15 protein-coding genes are annotated in these 17,859 nt (G+C 62.4%); 12 read left to right on the top strand and 3 right to left on the bottom strand.

Annotated features, from left to right (window positions below):
* Positions 1-12 precede the first annotated feature (12 nt).
* The 4 genes from mltA to gyrB all read left to right on the top strand — a co-directional run bounded on the left by mltA (position 13) and on the right by gyrB (position 4,617).
* Positions 13-1,113 carry a murein transglycosylase A gene (mltA, locus tag ACTJKE_RS02515; RefSeq protein WP_112995085.1) on the top strand — a complete coding sequence of 367 codons (1,101 nt, stop codon included), beginning with the start codon at positions 13-15 and terminating at the stop codon, positions 1,111-1,113.
* Positions 1,106-1,672: a Smr/MutS family protein gene (locus ACTJKE_RS02510; RefSeq protein ID WP_112995084.1), complete on the top strand. Its 567-nt coding sequence runs from the start codon at positions 1,106-1,108 to the stop codon at positions 1,670-1,672. The genes mltA and ACTJKE_RS02510 overlap by 8 nt, the downstream gene beginning before the upstream one ends.
* Positions 1,669-2,046: a helix-turn-helix domain-containing protein gene (locus tag ACTJKE_RS02505; protein ID WP_058327486.1), complete on the top strand. Its 378-nt coding sequence runs from the start codon at positions 1,669-1,671 to the stop codon at positions 2,044-2,046. The genes ACTJKE_RS02510 and ACTJKE_RS02505 overlap by 4 nt, the downstream gene beginning before the upstream one ends.
* A 135-nt stretch (positions 2,047-2,181) precedes the next feature.
* On the top strand, positions 2,182-4,617 hold the full coding sequence (gene gyrB, locus ACTJKE_RS02500; RefSeq protein WP_440691127.1) for a DNA topoisomerase (ATP-hydrolyzing) subunit B: 2,436 nt from the start codon (positions 2,182-2,184) through the stop codon (positions 4,615-4,617).
* A gap of 59 nt (positions 4,618-4,676) precedes the next feature.
* Here the strand turns inward: gyrB and ACTJKE_RS02495 are convergent, their stop codons facing one another.
* Positions 4,677-5,273, bottom strand: coding sequence for a nitroreductase family protein (locus ACTJKE_RS02495; RefSeq protein ID WP_058327507.1), 597 nt, complete (start codon positions 5,271-5,273; stop codon positions 4,677-4,679).
* A 256-nt stretch (positions 5,274-5,529) separates the two neighbouring features.
* Here ACTJKE_RS02495 and gabD point away from each other — a divergent pair, with 256 nt between their 5' ends.
* Entirely contained in the window at positions 5,530-6,984 is a 1,455-nt protein-coding gene (gene gabD / locus ACTJKE_RS02490) for an NADP-dependent succinate-semialdehyde dehydrogenase (protein WP_110879972.1), read from the top strand.
* A 254-nt stretch (positions 6,985-7,238) separates the two neighbouring features.
* Positions 7,239-8,045 carry an aldolase/citrate lyase family protein gene (locus tag ACTJKE_RS02485; RefSeq protein WP_112995081.1) on the top strand — a complete coding sequence of 269 codons (807 nt, stop codon included), beginning with the start codon at positions 7,239-7,241 and terminating at the stop codon, positions 8,043-8,045.
* Here ACTJKE_RS02485 and ACTJKE_RS02480 read toward each other — a convergent pair.
* Together ACTJKE_RS02480 and ACTJKE_RS02475 are read right to left on the bottom strand one after the other, a co-directional pair.
* Positions 8,039-9,127: a mannitol dehydrogenase family protein gene (locus ACTJKE_RS02480; protein WP_112995080.1), complete on the bottom strand. Its 1,089-nt coding sequence runs from the start codon at positions 9,125-9,127 to the stop codon at positions 8,039-8,041. The genes ACTJKE_RS02485 and ACTJKE_RS02480 overlap by 7 nt on opposite strands.
* A 19-nt stretch (positions 9,128-9,146) precedes the next feature.
* On the bottom strand, positions 9,147-10,025 hold the full coding sequence (locus ACTJKE_RS02475; RefSeq protein ID WP_057252035.1) for a GntR family transcriptional regulator: 879 nt from the start codon (positions 10,023-10,025) through the stop codon (positions 9,147-9,149).
* Between the two features lie 214 nt (positions 10,026-10,239).
* On the opposite strand from ACTJKE_RS02475, the gene ACTJKE_RS02470 reads away from it, so the two are divergent.
* The 6 genes from ACTJKE_RS02470 (at position 10,240) to ACTJKE_RS02445 (ending at position 17,695) form a co-directional block, all read left to right on the top strand.
* Entirely contained in the window at positions 10,240-11,757 is a 1,518-nt protein-coding gene (locus tag ACTJKE_RS02470; RefSeq protein WP_255571511.1) for a UxaA family hydrolase, read from the top strand.
* Between the two features lie 40 nt (positions 11,758-11,797).
* Positions 11,798-12,817, top strand: coding sequence for an aldo/keto reductase (locus tag ACTJKE_RS02465; RefSeq protein ID WP_112995078.1), 1,020 nt, complete (start codon positions 11,798-11,800; stop codon positions 12,815-12,817).
* Between the two features lie 167 nt (positions 12,818-12,984).
* Positions 12,985-13,974, top strand: coding sequence for an ABC transporter substrate-binding protein (locus ACTJKE_RS02460; RefSeq protein ID WP_058327480.1), 990 nt, complete (start codon positions 12,985-12,987; stop codon positions 13,972-13,974).
* 94 nt (positions 13,975-14,068) lie between these two features.
* Positions 14,069-15,622, top strand: a complete 1,554-nt coding sequence (locus tag ACTJKE_RS02455; RefSeq protein WP_058327479.1) for a sugar ABC transporter ATP-binding protein — start codon at positions 14,069-14,071, stop codon at positions 15,620-15,622.
* Between the two features lie 40 nt (positions 15,623-15,662).
* The gene (locus ACTJKE_RS02450; protein ID WP_058321607.1) at positions 15,663-16,640 is read left to right on the top strand and encodes an ABC transporter permease; all 978 of its coding nucleotides are present in this window, start codon (positions 15,663-15,665) and stop codon (positions 16,638-16,640) included.
* Between the two features lie 32 nt (positions 16,641-16,672).
* Positions 16,673-17,695, top strand: coding sequence for a zinc-binding alcohol dehydrogenase family protein (locus tag ACTJKE_RS02445; RefSeq protein WP_440691125.1), 1,023 nt, complete (start codon positions 16,673-16,675; stop codon positions 17,693-17,695).
* The last annotated feature ends 164 nt before the right edge of the window (positions 17,696-17,859 follow it).

Here is a 17,859-nt window from a genome sequence, read left to right as displayed (position 1 = left end):
GCCGTGGCGACGATGTCCTTTCGACTTGAACCCGTCAGTTTCGACGATCTTCCGGGCTGGCGGGACGACGACCCGACCAAGGTGATAGAGGCGATGCGCCGCTGTCAGAAGCACGTCTCGACCAAGCCCTATCGCACCGGATCGATGGGGATCTCGGCCGATGATCTTATGCCGGCCTTCTCGGCTTCGTCAGCCGACGTCGACACAGCTGACGGCGCACGGGCCTTCTTCGAGAAGCACTTCGCACCGTTCCGGATCAAACCGGAAGCGGGTTCCGGCTTTGTCACCGCCTTCTACGAACCGGAAATCGAGGTTCGCGCCGAAGCGGACGAGACCTATCGCTATCCGCTCTACCGACGCCCTGCGGATCTGGTCGATATCGACGACACCAACCGGCCCGATGGGATGGATCCCTATTTCGCCTTTGGTCTTTCCGAGGATGGCCGGATCAGCGAGTATCCGGACAGGCGGGCAATCGAGCAGGGCTACCTTGCCGGCCGCGGCCTGGAGATCGCCTATGCGAAGTCCAAGGTCGAAGTTTTCTTCGTTCATGTCCAGGGTGCGGCGCGGCTCCTATTCCCGAATGGTTCGCGTCGCCGCGTCACCTATGCCGCCAAGACCGGCCACTATTTCTCAGCCGTCGGCAAACTGCTGATCGAACGCGGCAAGATCGATGCCGCGACCGTCTCGATGATGAGCATTCGCGACTGGCTGGAGGCGCATCCGGACGACGTCGATGAGGTCCTCTGGCACAACCGGTCGTTTATCTTCTTCCGCGAGGCCGCTGTCGAGGACGAGCACCTGGGTCCGATCGCCGCTGCCAAGGTCTCGCTCGAGCCGGGACGTTCCTTGGCGGTGGACCGGCTGATCCATACCTTCGGCGTACCCTTCTATATCGCGAGCGAGAGCCTGACACGCCTCGATGACGGAAAGCCCTTCCAGCGCCTGATGCTGGCGCTCGACACGGGGTCGGCAATCGTCGGTCCAGCGCGCGGTGACATCTTCACCGGTTCCGGCTTCGAGGCGGGCGAACGGGCCGGGGCAGTTCGTAATCAGGCCGACTTCTATGTTTTCGTTCCCAAGGCGGCCGCGGCACGATACGGCCATGCCTAAGAAAAAAGAGCTTTCGTCCGAAGATCGCATTCTCTGGGGCAAGGTTGCCCGCTCGACGAGACCGATGCCGGGTCGGCTCGACGACCTGATGGACATGTTGGCCGTAGACGAAGAGCCGAAGGCGCAGGAAGAACCGAAAGCCAAGCAGCAGCAGAAATCGACCGGCGCCGTCGAACAGCCGGGTATCGCGCTGACGAAAAAGACGGGCGAGAAACTGCATCATCCGCTTGAGAAGCCGGTCAAGCGCAAGCTCGCCAAGGGGCGCCTGACACTCGAAGCCCGGATCGACCTGCATGGCATGATCCAGAGCGAAGCGCATGGTTTGCTGTTGCAGTTTCTCTTAAGGGCGCATGAGCGCGGGCTGCGCCATGTGCTCGTCATAACCGGCAAGGGCACCTCGTTCGGCAGCGACGGTGCTTTGAAGCGGGCGGTACCGCTCTGGTTCTCCTTGCCCGAGTTCCGGCCGCTGATCTCATCCTACGAGCAGGCCGCCCGCAACCATGGCGGCGAGGGTGCTCTATATGTCCGCCTGGCGCGTGTGAGGGGAAGCGCGATATGACACCCTTCGGCGAGGCGCTGCGCGAACTCAGGCGCAGGAAGGGCGTGTCGCAGAAACAGATGGCAGCGGCGATCAACGTTTCGGCCGCCTATCTCTCAGCCCTCGAACACGGAAAGCGCGGCGCGCCGAGCTTCGATTTTCTCCAGCGGGTGGCCGGCTATTTCAATGTGATCTGGGATGAGGCGGAGGAGTTGTTCCGTGTCGCCAACGTCTCCGCACCGAAAGTCGTGCTGGACACGTCGGGCCTGACGCCGGAGCACACGGCATTTGCCAACCGCCTCAGCGAACAAATCCGCGCTTTGTCGCCTGAGACGATCCGCGCCCTGGAAGATGTTTTGGAAAAAGCCACATTTCCTGATAATGACAGGGGATGAATGCCTGTTTCCGGCCGCTGCCCGGCGGTCCGGGATTTGGAACCGTGGACAAATTTTCTATAGTCCACGAGGCGTCCGAGACGTGATTCGCAACGAATCACCCTGTCCGAACAACCTGGAAAGACCCGTAGCTGAATGACCGACAATCCTGAGACCGAAACCGGCGCCAGCGCCGAATATGGTGCCGATTCCATCAAGGTGCTGAAGGGCCTGGATGCCGTGCGCAAGCGGCCGGGCATGTATATCGGCGACACGGATGACGGCTCCGGTCTGCACCACATGGTGTATGAGGTCGTCGACAACGCGATCGACGAAGCGCTTGCCGGTCATGCGGATATCGTAACGGTGACGCTTAATTCTGATGGATCGGTAACGGTCACGGATAACGGTCGCGGCATCCCGACCGACATCCACAAGGAAGAAGGCGTCTCGGCAGCCGAGGTCATCATGACCCAGCTACACGCCGGCGGAAAATTCGACCAGAACTCCTACAAGGTTTCGGGCGGTCTGCACGGCGTCGGCGTCTCCGTCGTCAACGCCCTGTCGGTTTCATTGAAGCTGAAAATCCGGCGCGCCGGCAAAATTCACGAGATGAGCTTCACGCACGGCGTCGCCGATGGTGCTCTTGCCGTTACCGGCGACGCCGGCACGGAGACGGGCACCGAAGTCACCTTCATGCCGAGCGAGCAGACCTTCTCGAAGATCGAATTCGATTATGCGACGCTCGAACATCGCCTGCGCGAACTCGCCTTTCTGAATTCCGGCGTTCGCATCGTCTTGACCGACAAGCGTCATTCAGACATCCGCCGCGACGAGTTGATGTATGAAGGTGGGCTGGAGGCCTTTGTCGCCTATCTCGACCGGGCGAAGAAGCCGCTGGTGCACAAGCCCGTATCGATCCGCGGCGAAAAGGACGGCATCACCGTCGAAGTGGCGATGTGGTGGAACGACAGCTACCACGAAAACGTGCTCTGCTTTACCAACAACATCCCGCAGCGCGACGGCGGCACCCATATGGCGGGCTTCCGCGGCGCGCTGACGCGCCAGGTCACCTCCTACGCGGATTCCTCGGGCATCACCAAGAGGGAAAAGGTCACGCTCCAGGGCGAGGACTGCCGCGAAGGCCTGACGGCTGTTCTTTCGGTCAAGGTTCCAGATCCGAAGTTCTCATCGCAGACGAAGGACAAGCTGGTGTCTTCAGAAGTGCGCCCGGTTGTCGAAAGCCTCGTCAACGAAGCGCTCAGCACCTGGTTCGAAGAACATCCGAGCGAAGCCAAGATCCTCGTCGGCAAGGTGGTCGAAGCGGCTGCTGCCCGCGAAGCCGCCCGCAAGGCCCGCGAACTGACGCGCCGCAAGGGTGCGCTCGATATCTCGTCGCTGCCCGGAAAGCTTGCCGATTGCTCCGAGCGTGACCCGGCCAAGTCCGAAGTCTTCCTGGTGGAGGGTGACTCGGCAGGTGGCTCCGCCAAGCAGGGCCGCTCGCGCGAAAACCAGGCGATCCTGCCGCTGCGCGGCAAGATCCTCAATGTCGAGCGTGCGCGCTTCGACAAGATGCTGTCGAGTCAGGAAATCGGTACGCTGATCACCGCGCTCGGCACGTCGATCGGCAAGGACGAGTTCAACGCCGACAAGCTGCGCTATCACAAGATCATCATCATGACGGACGCCGACGTCGACGGCGCCCATATCCGCACCCTGCTGCTCACCTTCTTCTTCCGCCAGATGCCGGAATTGATCGAGCGCGGGCATCTCTATATCGCCCAGCCGCCGCTCTATAAGGTGACGCGTGGCAAGTCGGCTCAATACCTCAAGAACGAGCAGGCACTGGAAGACTACCTGATCACGATGGGTCTGGAAGAAGCCACGCTGGAGCTGGAATCAGGCGAAGTGCGCGCCGGCCAGGATCTGCGCGAAGTCATCAATGATGCACTCCGCCTGCGCAATCTGATGAACGGGCTGCATTCGCGCTACAACCGCTCGATCGTTGAGCAGGCAGCGATTGCCGGCGCGCTGAATGTCGAGCTCAACGGCCAGCGTGATGCCTATGAGGCGGTCGCTGCGGAGGTTGCTCGTCGCCTCGACGTCATCGCCGAGGAAACCGAACGCGGCTGGAGCGGTGCGGTCACGGCAGAAGGCGGTCTTCGCCTCGAGCGCATGGTCCGCGGCGTCAAGGAAGTCGCGGTGCTCGATATGGCGCTGATCGGCTCGTCCGATGCCCGCTACATCGACCAGCTCACCGCGAAGCTCAAGGAAGTCTATGCTGCCCCGCCGGTCCTGCGGCGTCGCGACGGTACCCTGGAGATCAGCGGACCGCGTGCGCTTCTCGATGCGATCTTCGCGGCCGGTCGCAAGGGTCTCTCGATGCAGCGCTACAAGGGCCTCGGTGAAATGAATGCCGAGCAGCTCTGGGAAACGACGCTCGATCCGAACGTCCGCTCGCTGCTGCAGGTCCGCGTCACCGACGCCACCGATGCCGACGGCCTGTTTTCGCGCCTGATGGGCGACGAGGTCGAGCCGCGCCGCGACTTCATCCAGGAAAACGCACTGAGCGTCGCCAACCTCGACATCTGATCTTCTCGGATATCGTGACCACTTGGAATCCCGGTGCCTTGCGGCGCCGGGATTTTTCGTTATTCGCCCTTGAACTGGCCTTCGAAGGCGAACTCGCTGACCGGCTTGCGCTGGCTCGGGATTTCGCGTGCGCGCAGGTCGTCCGGTAGCGTCGAGGGGTCAGCCAGCCGTCCGATCGCCACGGCGGCCTCGACCCGGTGATGCTCGGGAACGTTCAGAACGCGCATCGCCTTGTCGCGGTCGATGCCGGCCATACCATGGGTATGCCAGCCGCCAAGGGAAGCCTGCAGAGCGAGGCTGTACCAGGCCGAGCCCGTGTCGAAGGCGTGGGTATAGGCCGGCCGCATCTCGCCGTTCTGTGCCTGGTTGTGGGTTCTTGAAATAACGATCAGAAGCGCGGCAGCGTTCTTCGCCCAGCGCTGGTTGCCTTCATCGAGCGTGTGGAGCAGCACCGGAAAGTGCTCCGTTCCGCGACGGGCATAGACGAAGCGCCAGGGCTGCCGGTTGCTCGCAGACGGCGCCCATCGGGCCGCTTCGAAGAAGGAAAGCAGTTCGCGTTCCTCGATCTCCTCGTTGGTGAAGGCGCGGGGCGACCAGCGCTCCAGGAACATGGCATCGATGGGATAATCGGCTTTTCTGTTGTTGGTCGCCGTCATGGACATGCCTCTTCTATGTGTTCTCTATATCCTCGGCCGATCTTCGGTGCCTGATCTGTCACCTGCGCCTATGGCTCGATTCGTTTCGGACGCTACATGAGGACGGGTGTGGATGAAACCGGGTTGGACGCACGGGAACGCGAGCGCGGTCGGTACGCGAGGCGCGCCAGGAAAGTGCAGAAACGGTCGCGTGGGTCATTGCCGTTTCCAAGAAAAAAGTTGTATAAGTTCTGTAGACTTTGAGAGAGGACGGATCATGTCGTTTAAAGACCCATCATTGTTTCGCCAGGCAGCGCTCGTCGGCGGCGAGTGGATCGAGGCGGACGCGGCGAACGCGATCGAGGTGAACAACCCGGCGACCGGTGAGATCATCGGCCGGGTGCCGAAGCTCGGCGCCAAGGAAACCAGGGCGGCGATCGAGGCGGCGCGCGTGGCCCAGAAGGGCTGGGCGGCGCGCACGGCCAAGGACCGCGCCGGCGTTTTGCGCAAGTGGTTCGAGCTGATGATCGAGAATAAGGAAGATCTCGGCCGCATCCTGACGCTGGAGCAGGGCAAGCCGCTTGCCGAAGCAACGGGCGAAATCGTCTATGGCGCAAGTTTCGTCGAGTGGTTCGCCGAAGAGGCGCGCCGCCTCTATGGCGACCTGATCCCCGGTCATCAGCCCGACAAGCGCATCCTGGTGATGAAGCAGCCGATCGGCGTCGTCGCGGCAATCACGCCCTGGAACTTCCCCAATGCGATGATCACCCGCAAGGCCGGCCCGGCTTTCGCTGCAGGTTGCGCGATGGTGTTGAAGCCGGCGGCACAGACGCCGTTCTCGGCAATCGCGATCGCCATTCTCGCCGAACGCGCCGGCTTGCCGAAGGGCCTGTTCAGCGTCATCACCGGCTCGGCCCGCGAGATCGGTGCCGAGATGACCTCCAACCCCGTCGTGCGCAAGCTGACCTTCACCGGCTCGACCGAAGTCGGTGCCGAGCTCTATCGCCAGAGCGCCGCCACCATCAAAAAGCTCGGCCTCGAGCTTGGCGGCAATGCTCCCTTCATCGTCTTCGACGATGCCGATCTCGATGCGGCGGTTGAGGGCGCGCTGATCGCCAAGTTCCGCAACAACGGCCAGACCTGCGTCTGTGCTAACCGCATCTATGTGCAGGACAAGGTCTACGACGCCTTTTCCGACAAGCTCGCCAAGGCGGTCGCCAAGCTGAAGATCGGCAACGGCCTCGACGAGGGCGTGATCCTCGGGCCGCTGATCGACAAGGCGGCGCTGGAGAAGGTCGAGGAGCATATTGCCGACGCCACCTCCAAGGGCGCGCGCGTGATCCAGGGCGGTAAGCGTCACACGCTCGGCGGCACCTTCTATGAGGCGACGGTTCTGGCCGATGTCACCCAGGCGATGGCGGTGGCGCGCGAAGAGACCTTTGGCCCGGTGGCGCCGCTCTTCCGCTTCGCCGATGAGGCGGATGTGGTCGAACAGGCAAACGACACTGAGTTCGGCCTTGCCTCCTACTTCTATGCCAAGGACCTGGCGCGGGTTTTCCGGGTGGCCGAAGCGCTGGAATACGGCATGGTCGGCGTCAACACCGGCCTGATCTCGACAGCGGAAGCGCCGTTCGGGGGCGTGAAACTCTCCGGTCTCGGCCGCGAGGGCTCGCGCTACGGCATCGAAGAGTTCACCGAGATCAAATACGTCTGCCTCGGCGGCGTGGCCTGAAACAGGCGAAAATCCGACTTGCAACAAACCGGCCAACGTTTTGGCCGGTTTTCTTTTGCCAGCAAGGCGTTAGTCTTCGCAGTCGAATCCATCGATGGCGTGAGATTGCCCCTCACCCTAGCCTCTCCCCGCAAGCGGGGCGAGGGGACTTGAGTCGGTGCGGCATCGTCCGTCCTCCTTTTTCCAGGACGAAGGTGCCGGCAGGCGGATGAGGGGCGAAGCTCGATCCCACGCTAAGTTTAAGGAGAGTCAGCATGCCGGCACCGAAGAACCCCTTTAAAGCGGCTCTGCGCGAAAACCGCTTCCAGCTCGGGCTGTGGGTGGCGCTCGCCAGCCCATACGCGGCGGAAGTGGTTTCCGGCAGCGGCTATGACTGGCTGCTGATCGACGGCGAGCATGCGCCGAATGACATTCCCTTGCTGTCGGCGCAGTTTCGCGCGGTCTCGGCATCGGCGAGCCACCCGATGGTTCGCCTGCCGGTCGGCGACACGGTGCTGATCAAGCAGATTCTCGACACCGGTGTGCAGACCCTGCTGATCCCGATGGTCGAGAGCCTGGCGCAGGCACAGCAGCTGGTGCGCGCCACCCGTTATCCGCCGCATGGCGTTCGCGGCGTCGGCGCCGCCCTCGGTCGGGCCTCGCAATTCGGCCGCATCGGCGACTATCTCCAGACCGCCGGTGATGAAATCTGCCTGATCCTGCAGATCGAGAGCCGCGCGGGTCTTGCTGCGATCGATGAGATTGCCGCGCTTGATTGCGTTGACGGCCTCTTCATCGGCCCTTCCGACCTGGCGGCCGACATGGGTTATCTCGGCAAGCCGGGCCATCCGGAGGTGCGCGCGGCAATCGCCGACGCGTTCGAGCGTATCAAGAAGGCCGGCAAGGCGAGGGGCATCATGACGCTCGATCTCGATCAGGCGCGCGACTACCGCGAGATGGGCGCCGATTTCATGGCGATCGGCACGGATGTCACGTCGCTCGTGCGCGCGACGACGGCGCTGCGCCAGGAGTTTCTCGGCGAGGTGGCGGTGGCACCAAAGAAGCAGGAATCCGGCTACTGATCCGAGATTGCCGTGAGCCCGGGCATTGCTACGCCCGGGCTCCAGAGCCGGAGGTCGCCGATCCGGCGCGCGATCTTTTCGCGGTGATGGTTGGCGATATCGCTTAGGCGATGATTGAGGAACGGGTTTCTGAAGCGCTCCAGCGTCGCGGCGACATAGTCCGTCGCTTCGCTTTGCAGGTCCTTCGCGGCGAAAGCGGGAATGACTTCGGATCGATAGATGCGGTCGAGATATGCTGCTACGCGGGCGTCGGCGAGCGTCTCCCGGACGGTCTCATGCGGGTTACGGCCCTCCCTCAGCCAGAGATCGGCCAGCACGGTGTGGCCGAGATTGAGGATGTGAAGCTTCAGCTTCTCGTAAGGCGTCAGGTCATCAACGAGCTTCACGGACGGATGAATGCACGGAAGGTGCAAGCCGGGCTGGTTTTCGATCGCCCAGAGCGCATAGGGTTCGGCAATCGCACCGGCGGGCTCCAGAGGCTCGGAGACGATGCGGTCGACCAATGTGTTTGCCCAGACGACACCTGTGTTCAGCCAGTTCGTGAAAGCGGTGTCTTTGGCCCGCTCCGCCGCGAGCCCCAGCATCAGCGCCTTCAGCACATCGCCGTTGCGTGACACGAGCTCGCAAGGAAGGATCGTCAGGGCGCGCCCACCCGCTTCAAAGCGGGCCTTCAGGAGCAGGAGCAGCTTGCCGGGAAAGGAACGGGGAATGTCCGTGACCAGGTCGTCGTCGGTGATCCGGTAACCCGTATCGCCGGTATTGGAGATCAGGATTTCCGCTTCCTGGGCAACAATCTCCCGGACCTCGCTCCAGTTTTCAGCGGTTGAAAGCGCCCGCGTCACGCTCGTCACCCGCTGCGTCGCGTCGATCCGCTCCCCGTCTTGGATGCCGCGGATGATGACGGGAAAGCCTTCGGGGCGCGCGAGCGCCGCAAGACGTCCGGAACGCTCGCTGGATCCGGTTGTCTGCACGATCGTGATCGGGCCTGGTGCCTTTCCCGCCTTCAGCGCGTCGCTGACGAAGAGATCGGCATGCGCTTGAAGAAAGCGGCTGGTTCCGAATTGCACGATCGGCGTCGGCATCTGTGGCTCCGGTAGCTGGCTATGGAATGGATTGAAGGAGAGTTTCGCGCGCGGACTGGAGATGCCGCCGGCAGGCCTGTTCGGCCTTTGCGGGATCATGCGAGCGCAACGCTTCGATATAGGCGAGGTGTTCTTCAAGCGCGCGGGCGTTGCGCTGGCGGGCATTCGTCTTGTTCCACTGGTAGTGATAGTGGAAGACGATCGCGATGATATCGTAGAAATCGACGATGAAGCGGTTGCTGGATGCCTTGTGCACTAGCAGGTGGAACTGCTCGTCTAACTCGGAAAACTCCCGGTAGCGGTTGTCGATATCGGCAAGCATTTCCCGGTGCAGGGTCTCGATTTCCCTGAGCTCCTCCCAGGCCGGGTGATCATCCGGAAGCGAGACGAAACGTGCGGCCGAGCGCAGCTCGAACATCTCGCGCACTTCCGTCAGCTCCAGCGCGAATTCACGCGTGAAGCCTTTCAGGATCCAGTGGCTGTTTGGCCGTTTTTCGATCAGGCCGAAGCGGCTGAAGCGGATCAGGAACTCGCGCACACTGGTCGTTCCGGTGCCGATCTCGCGCGCCAGTTCAAGCTCGTTGATCTGCATGCCGGGCTCGGCGCCGCCGGCGAGAATCCGGCGCATGAAACTGCGCTCGATGATTTCGGCGAGCGAATCGGTCTCTTCCGTTGGGAAGTAGTCGTCGGGGCGGGGCTGCCGCAGCACGTTCTTCTTGCGCTTGTCCCAGGCGATGAGCTGCGCCTCCTCGAAGCGGCTGAGGATCGCGCGCACCGTCGTCCGGCTGACGCCGAGCACCTGCCCAAGTTCCGGCTCGGAGGGCAGCGAGGATGTTTCCGCCAGAAGCTTCAGGCAGCGGTTATAGGCATCCTTGAAGACGGTGTTCTGTTTTGCCATGGCAAGATCCGGCCGGTTCGAAATTGTCTGCGCTTGTCAGGGACGCTCCTCTATCGCGGCGATCCGGTTTTGTCTCCGTCTGTCGTCAACATCTGTTCCTCCCATTCACCCGGTCCGGTCGTTGGCACGGCGTCGTCGCCGATGTTTTCGCTATAATACCCATTGACGACGATCTGTCTATTGTAGATAAAAGACAGAACAGACGATAACAATCATGGAGAAATCGGTGTCTGCGCCGTCCACCATCCTGCTCGCACCGGAGGACAACGTCGTCGTGGCGACATTGGCGATTGCCGCTGGTGATGCCTTGCCGAACGGCGCTCGCGCCGCAGTAAAGGTCGATGCCGGCCACAAGATTGCGATCCGTCCCATTCGCGCCGGCGAACCGGTCGTCAAATACGCCCAGGCGATCGGACGGGCGACCGCCGACATCGCGCCGGGCGACCATGTGCATTCCCACAATCTTGCCTTCGACCGGGATCGTCTGGCGATCGGTCCACAAGGGACGCCGGAGGCGGCAAGCGATGCCGACAAGGCACGCACCTTCAAGGGCTATCGCCGCGCAGATGGCCGGGCTGCGACGCGAAACTATATCGGTGTCGTCGCCAGCGTTAACTGTTCCACCACGGTCTGCCGTGCCATTGCCGAGGAGGCGAACCGCCGCATCCTGCCGAAATACGAAGGCATCGACGGCTTCGTGCCGATCGTGCACGATCAGGGCTGCGGCATGTCGTCGACCGGCGACGGAATGGCCAATCTGCACCGCACGCTTGCCGGTTACGCCCGCCATGCCAATTTCGGCGGCGTGCTGATGGTGGGCCTCGGCTGCGAGGTCAATCAATTGACGCTCTATGGCCAGAGCGGCGCTGGCGCGGAGAAACGTCATTTCAACATTCAGGAAGCCGGCGGCTCGCGCCGCTCCGTGGAAAAGGCACTCGGCATTCTCGAAGAAATCGCAGCCGAAATCGGAAAAGAGCGCCGTATTGCCATTCCGGTCAGCGAGATCATCGTCGGCTTGCAATGTGGCGGGTCGGACGGGCTTTCGGGCATCACCGCCAATCCGGCGCTTGGCGCCGCCGTCGATATCCTTGCTGCAGCCGGCGGCACGGCGATCCTCTCGGAGACCTCTGAGATCTATGGTGCCGAGCACCTGCTACGCAGCCGGGCGGTGAATGAGGCCGTAGCGGTGAAACTCGACGGCCTGATTGCCTGGTGGGAGAACTATGTGGCGATGCATGGCGCATCGCTCGACAACAATCCTTCGCCGGGCAACAAACGCGGTGGACTAACCACCATTCTTGAAAAATCACTCGGTGCTGTCGCCAAGGGTGGCCGGTCGCCGCTGAACGCAGTCTATCGGTATGCCGAACGGGTCACCGAGCACGGGCTCGTCTTCATGGATACGCCCGGCTACGATCCGGTATCTGCCACCGGCCAGGTTGCCGGCGGTGCCAACGTCATTGCCTTTACCACCGGCCGCGGCAGCTGTTTCGGCTGTAGGCCGGCGCCGTCGATCAAGCTTACCAGCAACACGGCGCTGTTTCGGGCGATGGAAGAGGACATGGACTTCGATTGCGGGGTGGTCGCTTCGGGGGAGGCGAGCATTGCCGGGCTTGGCCGGGAGATCTTCGACCTGATCGTCGAGACCGCCTCTGGCCGCAAGACCAAGAGCGAGCTTTTCGGCTACGGCGACAACGAGTTCGTGCCCTGGCATCTGGGGGCGACGCTCTAGACATGTGACGACTGGCATCCTTGGAGGAGGAGAACAGGGAATGCAGACGAGACGGATCGGTCGAACCGGACTAGCGGTGACCGAATTTAGCTTCGGTGCCGCCGGCCTCGGCGGGCTCTACCGGGAGTGCACCCGTGACGCGGCCATCGCGACACTGAACGCGGCCTGGCAGTCGGGTATGCGCTATTTCGATGTGGCACCCTATTACGGCCTCGGGCTTGCCGAGCGCCGCGTCGGCGACTTCCTGCGCGACAAGCCGCGCGACGAATTCGTGCTCTCCACCAAGGTCGGCCGGCTCCTCCATCCGGTGCCGGAAGACAAGGTGCCAGACTATTCCTATGTGAAGCCGCTCAATTTCGATGTCAGATACGACTACAGCTATGACGGCATCATGCGCTCCGTCGAGTTCAGCTACGCCCGGCTCGGACTCGGCCGCATCGACATCCTCTATGTCCACGACATCGGCGGCTACACCCACGGTGCCGCCCGCAATGCCGTCTATATCAGGCAGTTGCTGGAGGGTGGCCTGAAGGCGTTGGAGGAGCTGAAATCCTCAGGAGCGATCGCCGCCTATGGTCTTGGCGTCAACGAAGTGCCGGTCTGTCTGGAGGTCATGCGGTGGGCCGATATCGACTGCATCCTGCTGGCCGGCCGTTACACGTTGCTCGATCGCTCGGCCGTCGCCGAACTGCTGCCGCTCTGTGAAAAAAAGCAGACCTCGCTTGTCGTCGGCGGGGTCTTCAACTCGGGAATCCTGGCAACGGGTCCGGTCGAGGGTGCGCATTTCGATTACATGCCGGCAACGGAAGATATCCGGCAAAAGGTCGCTGCCATGGAGGCGGTTGCGCGCGGCATGAACGTGCCGCTTGCCGCGCCAGCCATGCAGTTTCCGCTGAGCCATCCCATGGTCGCCTCCGTGCTGCTCGGCACCGCCAAGCCGGAGAGTCTGAGGCGCAACATGGCGCTCACCGAACACCGGTTTTCAGCGGCCGATTTCGCGGCTTTCGAACCGTTCACGCTGGTCGCGCCGGAGCTCGGCGACGAGGCGGTTCGCGTATAGCGGGCGGGAGCCGCGTTTCGATCTGAAATGCTGTTCCGGCAGCTTGCCAAGCCGGAATTGTCGTATTAGCATTCCAATATGTTTTTTATCGATAAAAGGTCGATAGCTAGCACCTGCGATCGATCTCCAAGAAGTGGAACACGGTGCACTGAGAGGAGAAACCTGGGATGAGCATTCTAAAAAGCAGCCTTACCCGTCGTGCCTTCACCGCTTTGGCGAGCGCTGCGATGATCGCCGGCATGACGCCGGTGGCATCCTTCGCGCAGGACGTGACGATCCCGATCATCGTCAAGGACACCACGTCCTTCTACTGGCAGATCGTGCTGGCGGGCGCGCGCGCTGCAGGCAAGGACCTGGGTGTCAACGTGCCGGAACTGGGCGCTCAGGCCGAGTCCGACATCAACGGCCAGATCAGCATTCTTGAGAATGCGGTGGCTGGCGCTCCGGCTGCTGTCGTCATTTCGCCGACGGAGTTCAAGGCGCTTGGCAAGCCGATCGATGAGGCGGCCAAGGCGGTACCGATCATCGGCATCGATTCCGCCGCAGACTCGAAGGCATTCTCGTCGTTTCTGACGACCGACAACGTCCAGGGCGGGCGCATCGCTGCCGACGGGCTCGCCGCAGCTGTGAAAGAAATGACCGGTAAGGAAGAGGGCGAAATTGCCATCATCACCAACCTTCCGGGCGTCGGTTCGCTCGACCAGCGCCGCGAAGGTTTCCTCGATCAGGTCAAGACCAAGTATCCGGGCTTCAAGGTCGTTGCTGATAAATACGCCGACGGTCAGGCGACCACCGGCCTCAACATGATGACCGACCTGATCACCGCCAACCCCAATCTGGTTGGCGTCTTCGCCTCCAACCTGATCATGGCGCAGGGTGTCGGCCAGGCGATCGCCGAAAACAAGCTCGGTGACAAGATCAAGGTGATCGGCTTCGACAGCGACGACAAGACCGTCGGCTTCCTCAAGGAAGGCGTTCTTGCCGGCCTCGTCGTTCAGGATCCCTATCGCATGGGCTATGATGGCATAAAGACGGCGCTCGCCGTCTCCAAGAAGGAGAAGGTCGAGGCGAATGTCGATACCGGTGCCAACCTGGTGACCAAGGCCAACATGGCGGACCCGAAGATCGACGCTCTCTTGAACCCGAAGATCAAGTGACGATGGCGCGGCGGGCCTCCGGCCTGCCGCACCGCGCTTGCGGCCGGAGCGAGGACCGGCCGCAGCCGATCGCTGTCATGGGAGGAATGCGCAGATGACCGAGTTGCAAGAGGCACGCGACGTCAGGACCGAAGGGCTGCATGTGGCGACGCGCCACCCGGTTCCGAAAGGCGAGCCGATCCTGGAGCTGCGCGCCCTGCAGAAGAAATACGGCGCCGTGGAGGCCTTGAAGCCGGCGTCGCTGACCTTTCTTTCCGGTGAAATTCACGCGATCGTCGGCGAAAACGGTGCCGGCAAGTCGACGCTGATCAAACTCTTGACCGGCGTCATCAAGCGCACGTCAGGCGAAATCGTCTGGTGCGGCAAACCCGTCCAGCTCGGCACGCCACAGGAGGCGATCGAACGCGGCATCAACGCCGTGCACCAGGAGGTCGTGCTCTGCGCCCACCTGACCGTGGCGGCCAACATGTTCCTCGGCGACGAGATCAATCGCAACGGCCTGATGCGCAAGCGCGCCATGACCGATGCGGCACAGCGCGTGCTCGACGATCTCGGCTTCAATCTGCCGGCCGGCGCGGTGCTCGGCAGTCTCACCATTGGCCAGCAGCAGCTCGTCGCCACGGCGCGCGCCGCCATGCGTGGCACGCAGTTCCTGATCTTCGATGAGCCGACCGCCTATCTCACCCGACAGGAATCGGCGCAGCTCTTCCGGCTGATCCAGAGGCTTCAGGCCGAAGGCGTGACCATCGTCTATATCAGCCACCGAATGGAGGAGGTCTTCGAGATTGCCGACCGCGTCTCGGTGCTGCGCGACGGCACCCATGTCGGCACCCGCAAGATTGGCGAGACGAACGAGGCGGAGCTGATCGCGTTGATGATCAACCGCACCATAGAGCAGATCTATCACAAGGAGCATTTTCCGCCCGGCGAGGTCATCGTCGAAACGCGGAACTTGAGTGGCCCCGGTTTTCAGGATGTATCGCTGACCGTTCGCGCCGGCGAGATCGTCGGCCTTTATGGGCTGATCGGAGCGGGGCGCAGCGAGTTTGCGCTCGGCCTCTATGGTCGGCATCGTCCAAGCGCCGGCGAGGTCTATTGGAAGGGGCGCAAGGTCGAGATCGCCAGCGAGCGTGTCGCCATGAATCTCGGCATCGCGCTCGCGCCGGAAAGCCGCCGCGATCAGGGCCTGTGCCTCAATCTGCCGATCGGCCTCAACATCAATCTTCCGGTGTTCAACCGGCTGACGCGTGGCCTGACGATCAACGGCCAGCAGGAGCGGGAGAATGCCGACCGGCAGATCCGCGACCTGAAGATCAAGACGCCGTCGCGACGAGTCCTGGCGTCGGCCATGTCCGGCGGCAACCAGCAGAAGATCGTTATCGGCAAGTGGCTGAGCCATGGCGCCAAGCTCTTCATCTTCGACGAGCCGACCGTCGGCGTCGATGTGGGCACCAAGGCCGAGATCTACCGCCTGTTCGCGCGGCTTCTGGAGAACGGGGCAGGCATCATCCTGATCTCATCCTATCTGCCTGAAGTCTACGAGCTTGCGGACAAGTTGCACGTGTTCCGGCGCGGGCGGCTGGTTGCTAGCCACGACTATCGCGCCGCGAGCCACGAGGAAGTGCTGACGCAGGCGATCGGTGTTTGAACACATAAAAAGAAATCTGAGAGACGCAGGGAGGAAGACGATGAGTGCGGAAACGGTGGAAAGCGGCGCCAGCGCGGCGCCACGCAAGGGCGTGAGCATTCTGTTCGGCCTCACCCTCCTGGGGCTGCTTCTGTTCCTCTGGCTGCTGCTGGGCCTCGCCACCAACAGTTTTTGGACGCCAAACAACATCAGCAACCTGTTGCGCCAGGGGGCGATGACGGCCATCCTCGCGGTCGGCCAAACCTTCGTCATCATCACCGCCGGCATCGATCTTTCGGTGGGGGCGGTGGTCGGCTTCACCAGCGTCATCGTCGCCTGGCTGCTTGCGGCTGGCATGCCGCTCTGGGCCGCCATCATCCTCACGCTCGCCTTCGGGGTGCTGATCGGCGCCTTCCATGCCTTCGGCATCGTGCGCATGGGTCTGCCGCCCTTCATCATCACGCTTGCGACCCTGACATCGCTGCGCGGGATCGGCCTGCTGATCACCAACGGTTCGACGATCTCGATCACCAATGAAGCCTTCACCAACTTCTCTCGCGCGGATTTCCTCGGTGTGCCGAGCCTGTTCTGGATGGTGATCGTGGTGGCGATCCCGGCCTATGTCTTCCTGCACTTGAGCCGCTTCGGCCGTTATCTCTTCGCGGTCGGCTCCAACAACGAGGCGGCGCGCCTCTCCGGCGTCAACGTGCACCGCACCATCTATCTCGCCTATATCCTGTCATCGACCTGCGCCGCCTTCGTCGGCCTGCTGCTCGCCTCGCGCATCGGCATCGGTAACGCGACGCAAGCCGAGGGATGGGAACTGCAGGCGATCGCCTCGTCGGTCATCGGCGGCACCAGTCTGTTCGGGGCCGTCGGCTCGGTCCATGGGCCGCTGCTCGGCGCTTTCATCCTTGCGACGATCAACAACGGTGCCAATCTTCTCAACGTCAACTCGTTCTGGCAGCGCATCATCACCGGCGCGCTGATCATCGTCATCGTCTATTTCGACCAACTCCGGCGCCGCAGCGCCCGCTAGGCGCTGCCACCGAACATTCCGCGGGAACTGCCATGAAAGCCGTGCTCTGCCTCGAACCCGGCCGCCTGGAGGTCGTCGACCGTCCACCGGCTGAAGACGTGCCTGACGGTTGGGTGCGTCTATCCGTCAGCCATGTCGGCATCTGCGGTACCGACTACCATATCTTCGCCGGCAAACATCCGTTCCTCGAATACCCGAGGGTCATGGGTCACGAGATCTCGGCAACGGTCATTTCCGGTGGCCGCGGCACTGAGGTCGCGCCCGGTACGCTTGTGGTGGTCAACCCCTATCTCTCCTGCGGCAACTGCGTTGCCTGTCGCAAGGGCAAGCCGAACTGCTGCACCGCCATCAAGGTTCTCGGCGTGCATACGGATGGCGCCTTCTGCGAAGAGATCATCGTGCCCGAGGGTAATCTTTATCCGGCGCACGGTCTGTCTGCCGAAGCTGCGGCAACGGTCGAATTCCTGGCAATCGGTGCCCATGCGGTGCGCCGAGCATCCACGGATGCGGGTTCACGGGCGCTGGTCATCGGCGCAGGGCCGATTGGCCTCGGCACCGCGATCTTCTCGCGCATTGCCGGCCATCAGGTGACGCTCGTCGATACCAGCGACGAACGGCTGGATTTTGCTGCCCAGAAGCTCGGCTTTGCCAATGGCATCGTCGCGGGAACCCATATGGGGTCACGCATAGCCGAAGCGACGGGAGGGGATGGGTTCGACGTGGTCTTCGATGCCACCGGGTATAGTGGCTCGATGCAGGCCGCCTTCGCCTATGTCGCCCATGGCGGCACGCTGGTCTTTGTCAGCGTCGTCAAGGACGAGATATGCTTCTCCGATCCGGAGTTTCACAAGCGGGAGATGACCTTGGTCGGCAGCCGCAATGCGACCCGCCAGGACTTTGATCACGTCGTTGCATCGATTGCTTCCGGCCTCGTGCCGGTCGAGGCGTTGATCACCCACCGCACGACGCTGGAGGGCGCGGTTGCCGATCTGCCGCGATGGGCGGAAGAAAAGTCGGGTCTGGTCAAGGCAATCGTCAAGGTGGCAGCAGCATGAGCGATGGCGGCTTTGCTGCATTGCCGCAGAGGTCGCGCCTGACGGTCGCTCTTCGGAGTCGCCATTTTCTCTCCGAAAATGCCCGACATCGGCACTCAACGCACGAAAATTGCGGAAAACCGCCAGTTTCGGACAAGCTCGTTTGCAAATCGTCAGGAATCCAG

This window comes from Ensifer sp. 22521, from assembly GCF_052044795.1.
GTDB lineage: Bacteria > Pseudomonadota > Alphaproteobacteria > Rhizobiales > Rhizobiaceae > Ensifer.
The sequence above is the reverse complement of the archived record's forward strand: the minus strand, read 5'-3'. Positions and strand labels throughout refer to the sequence as shown.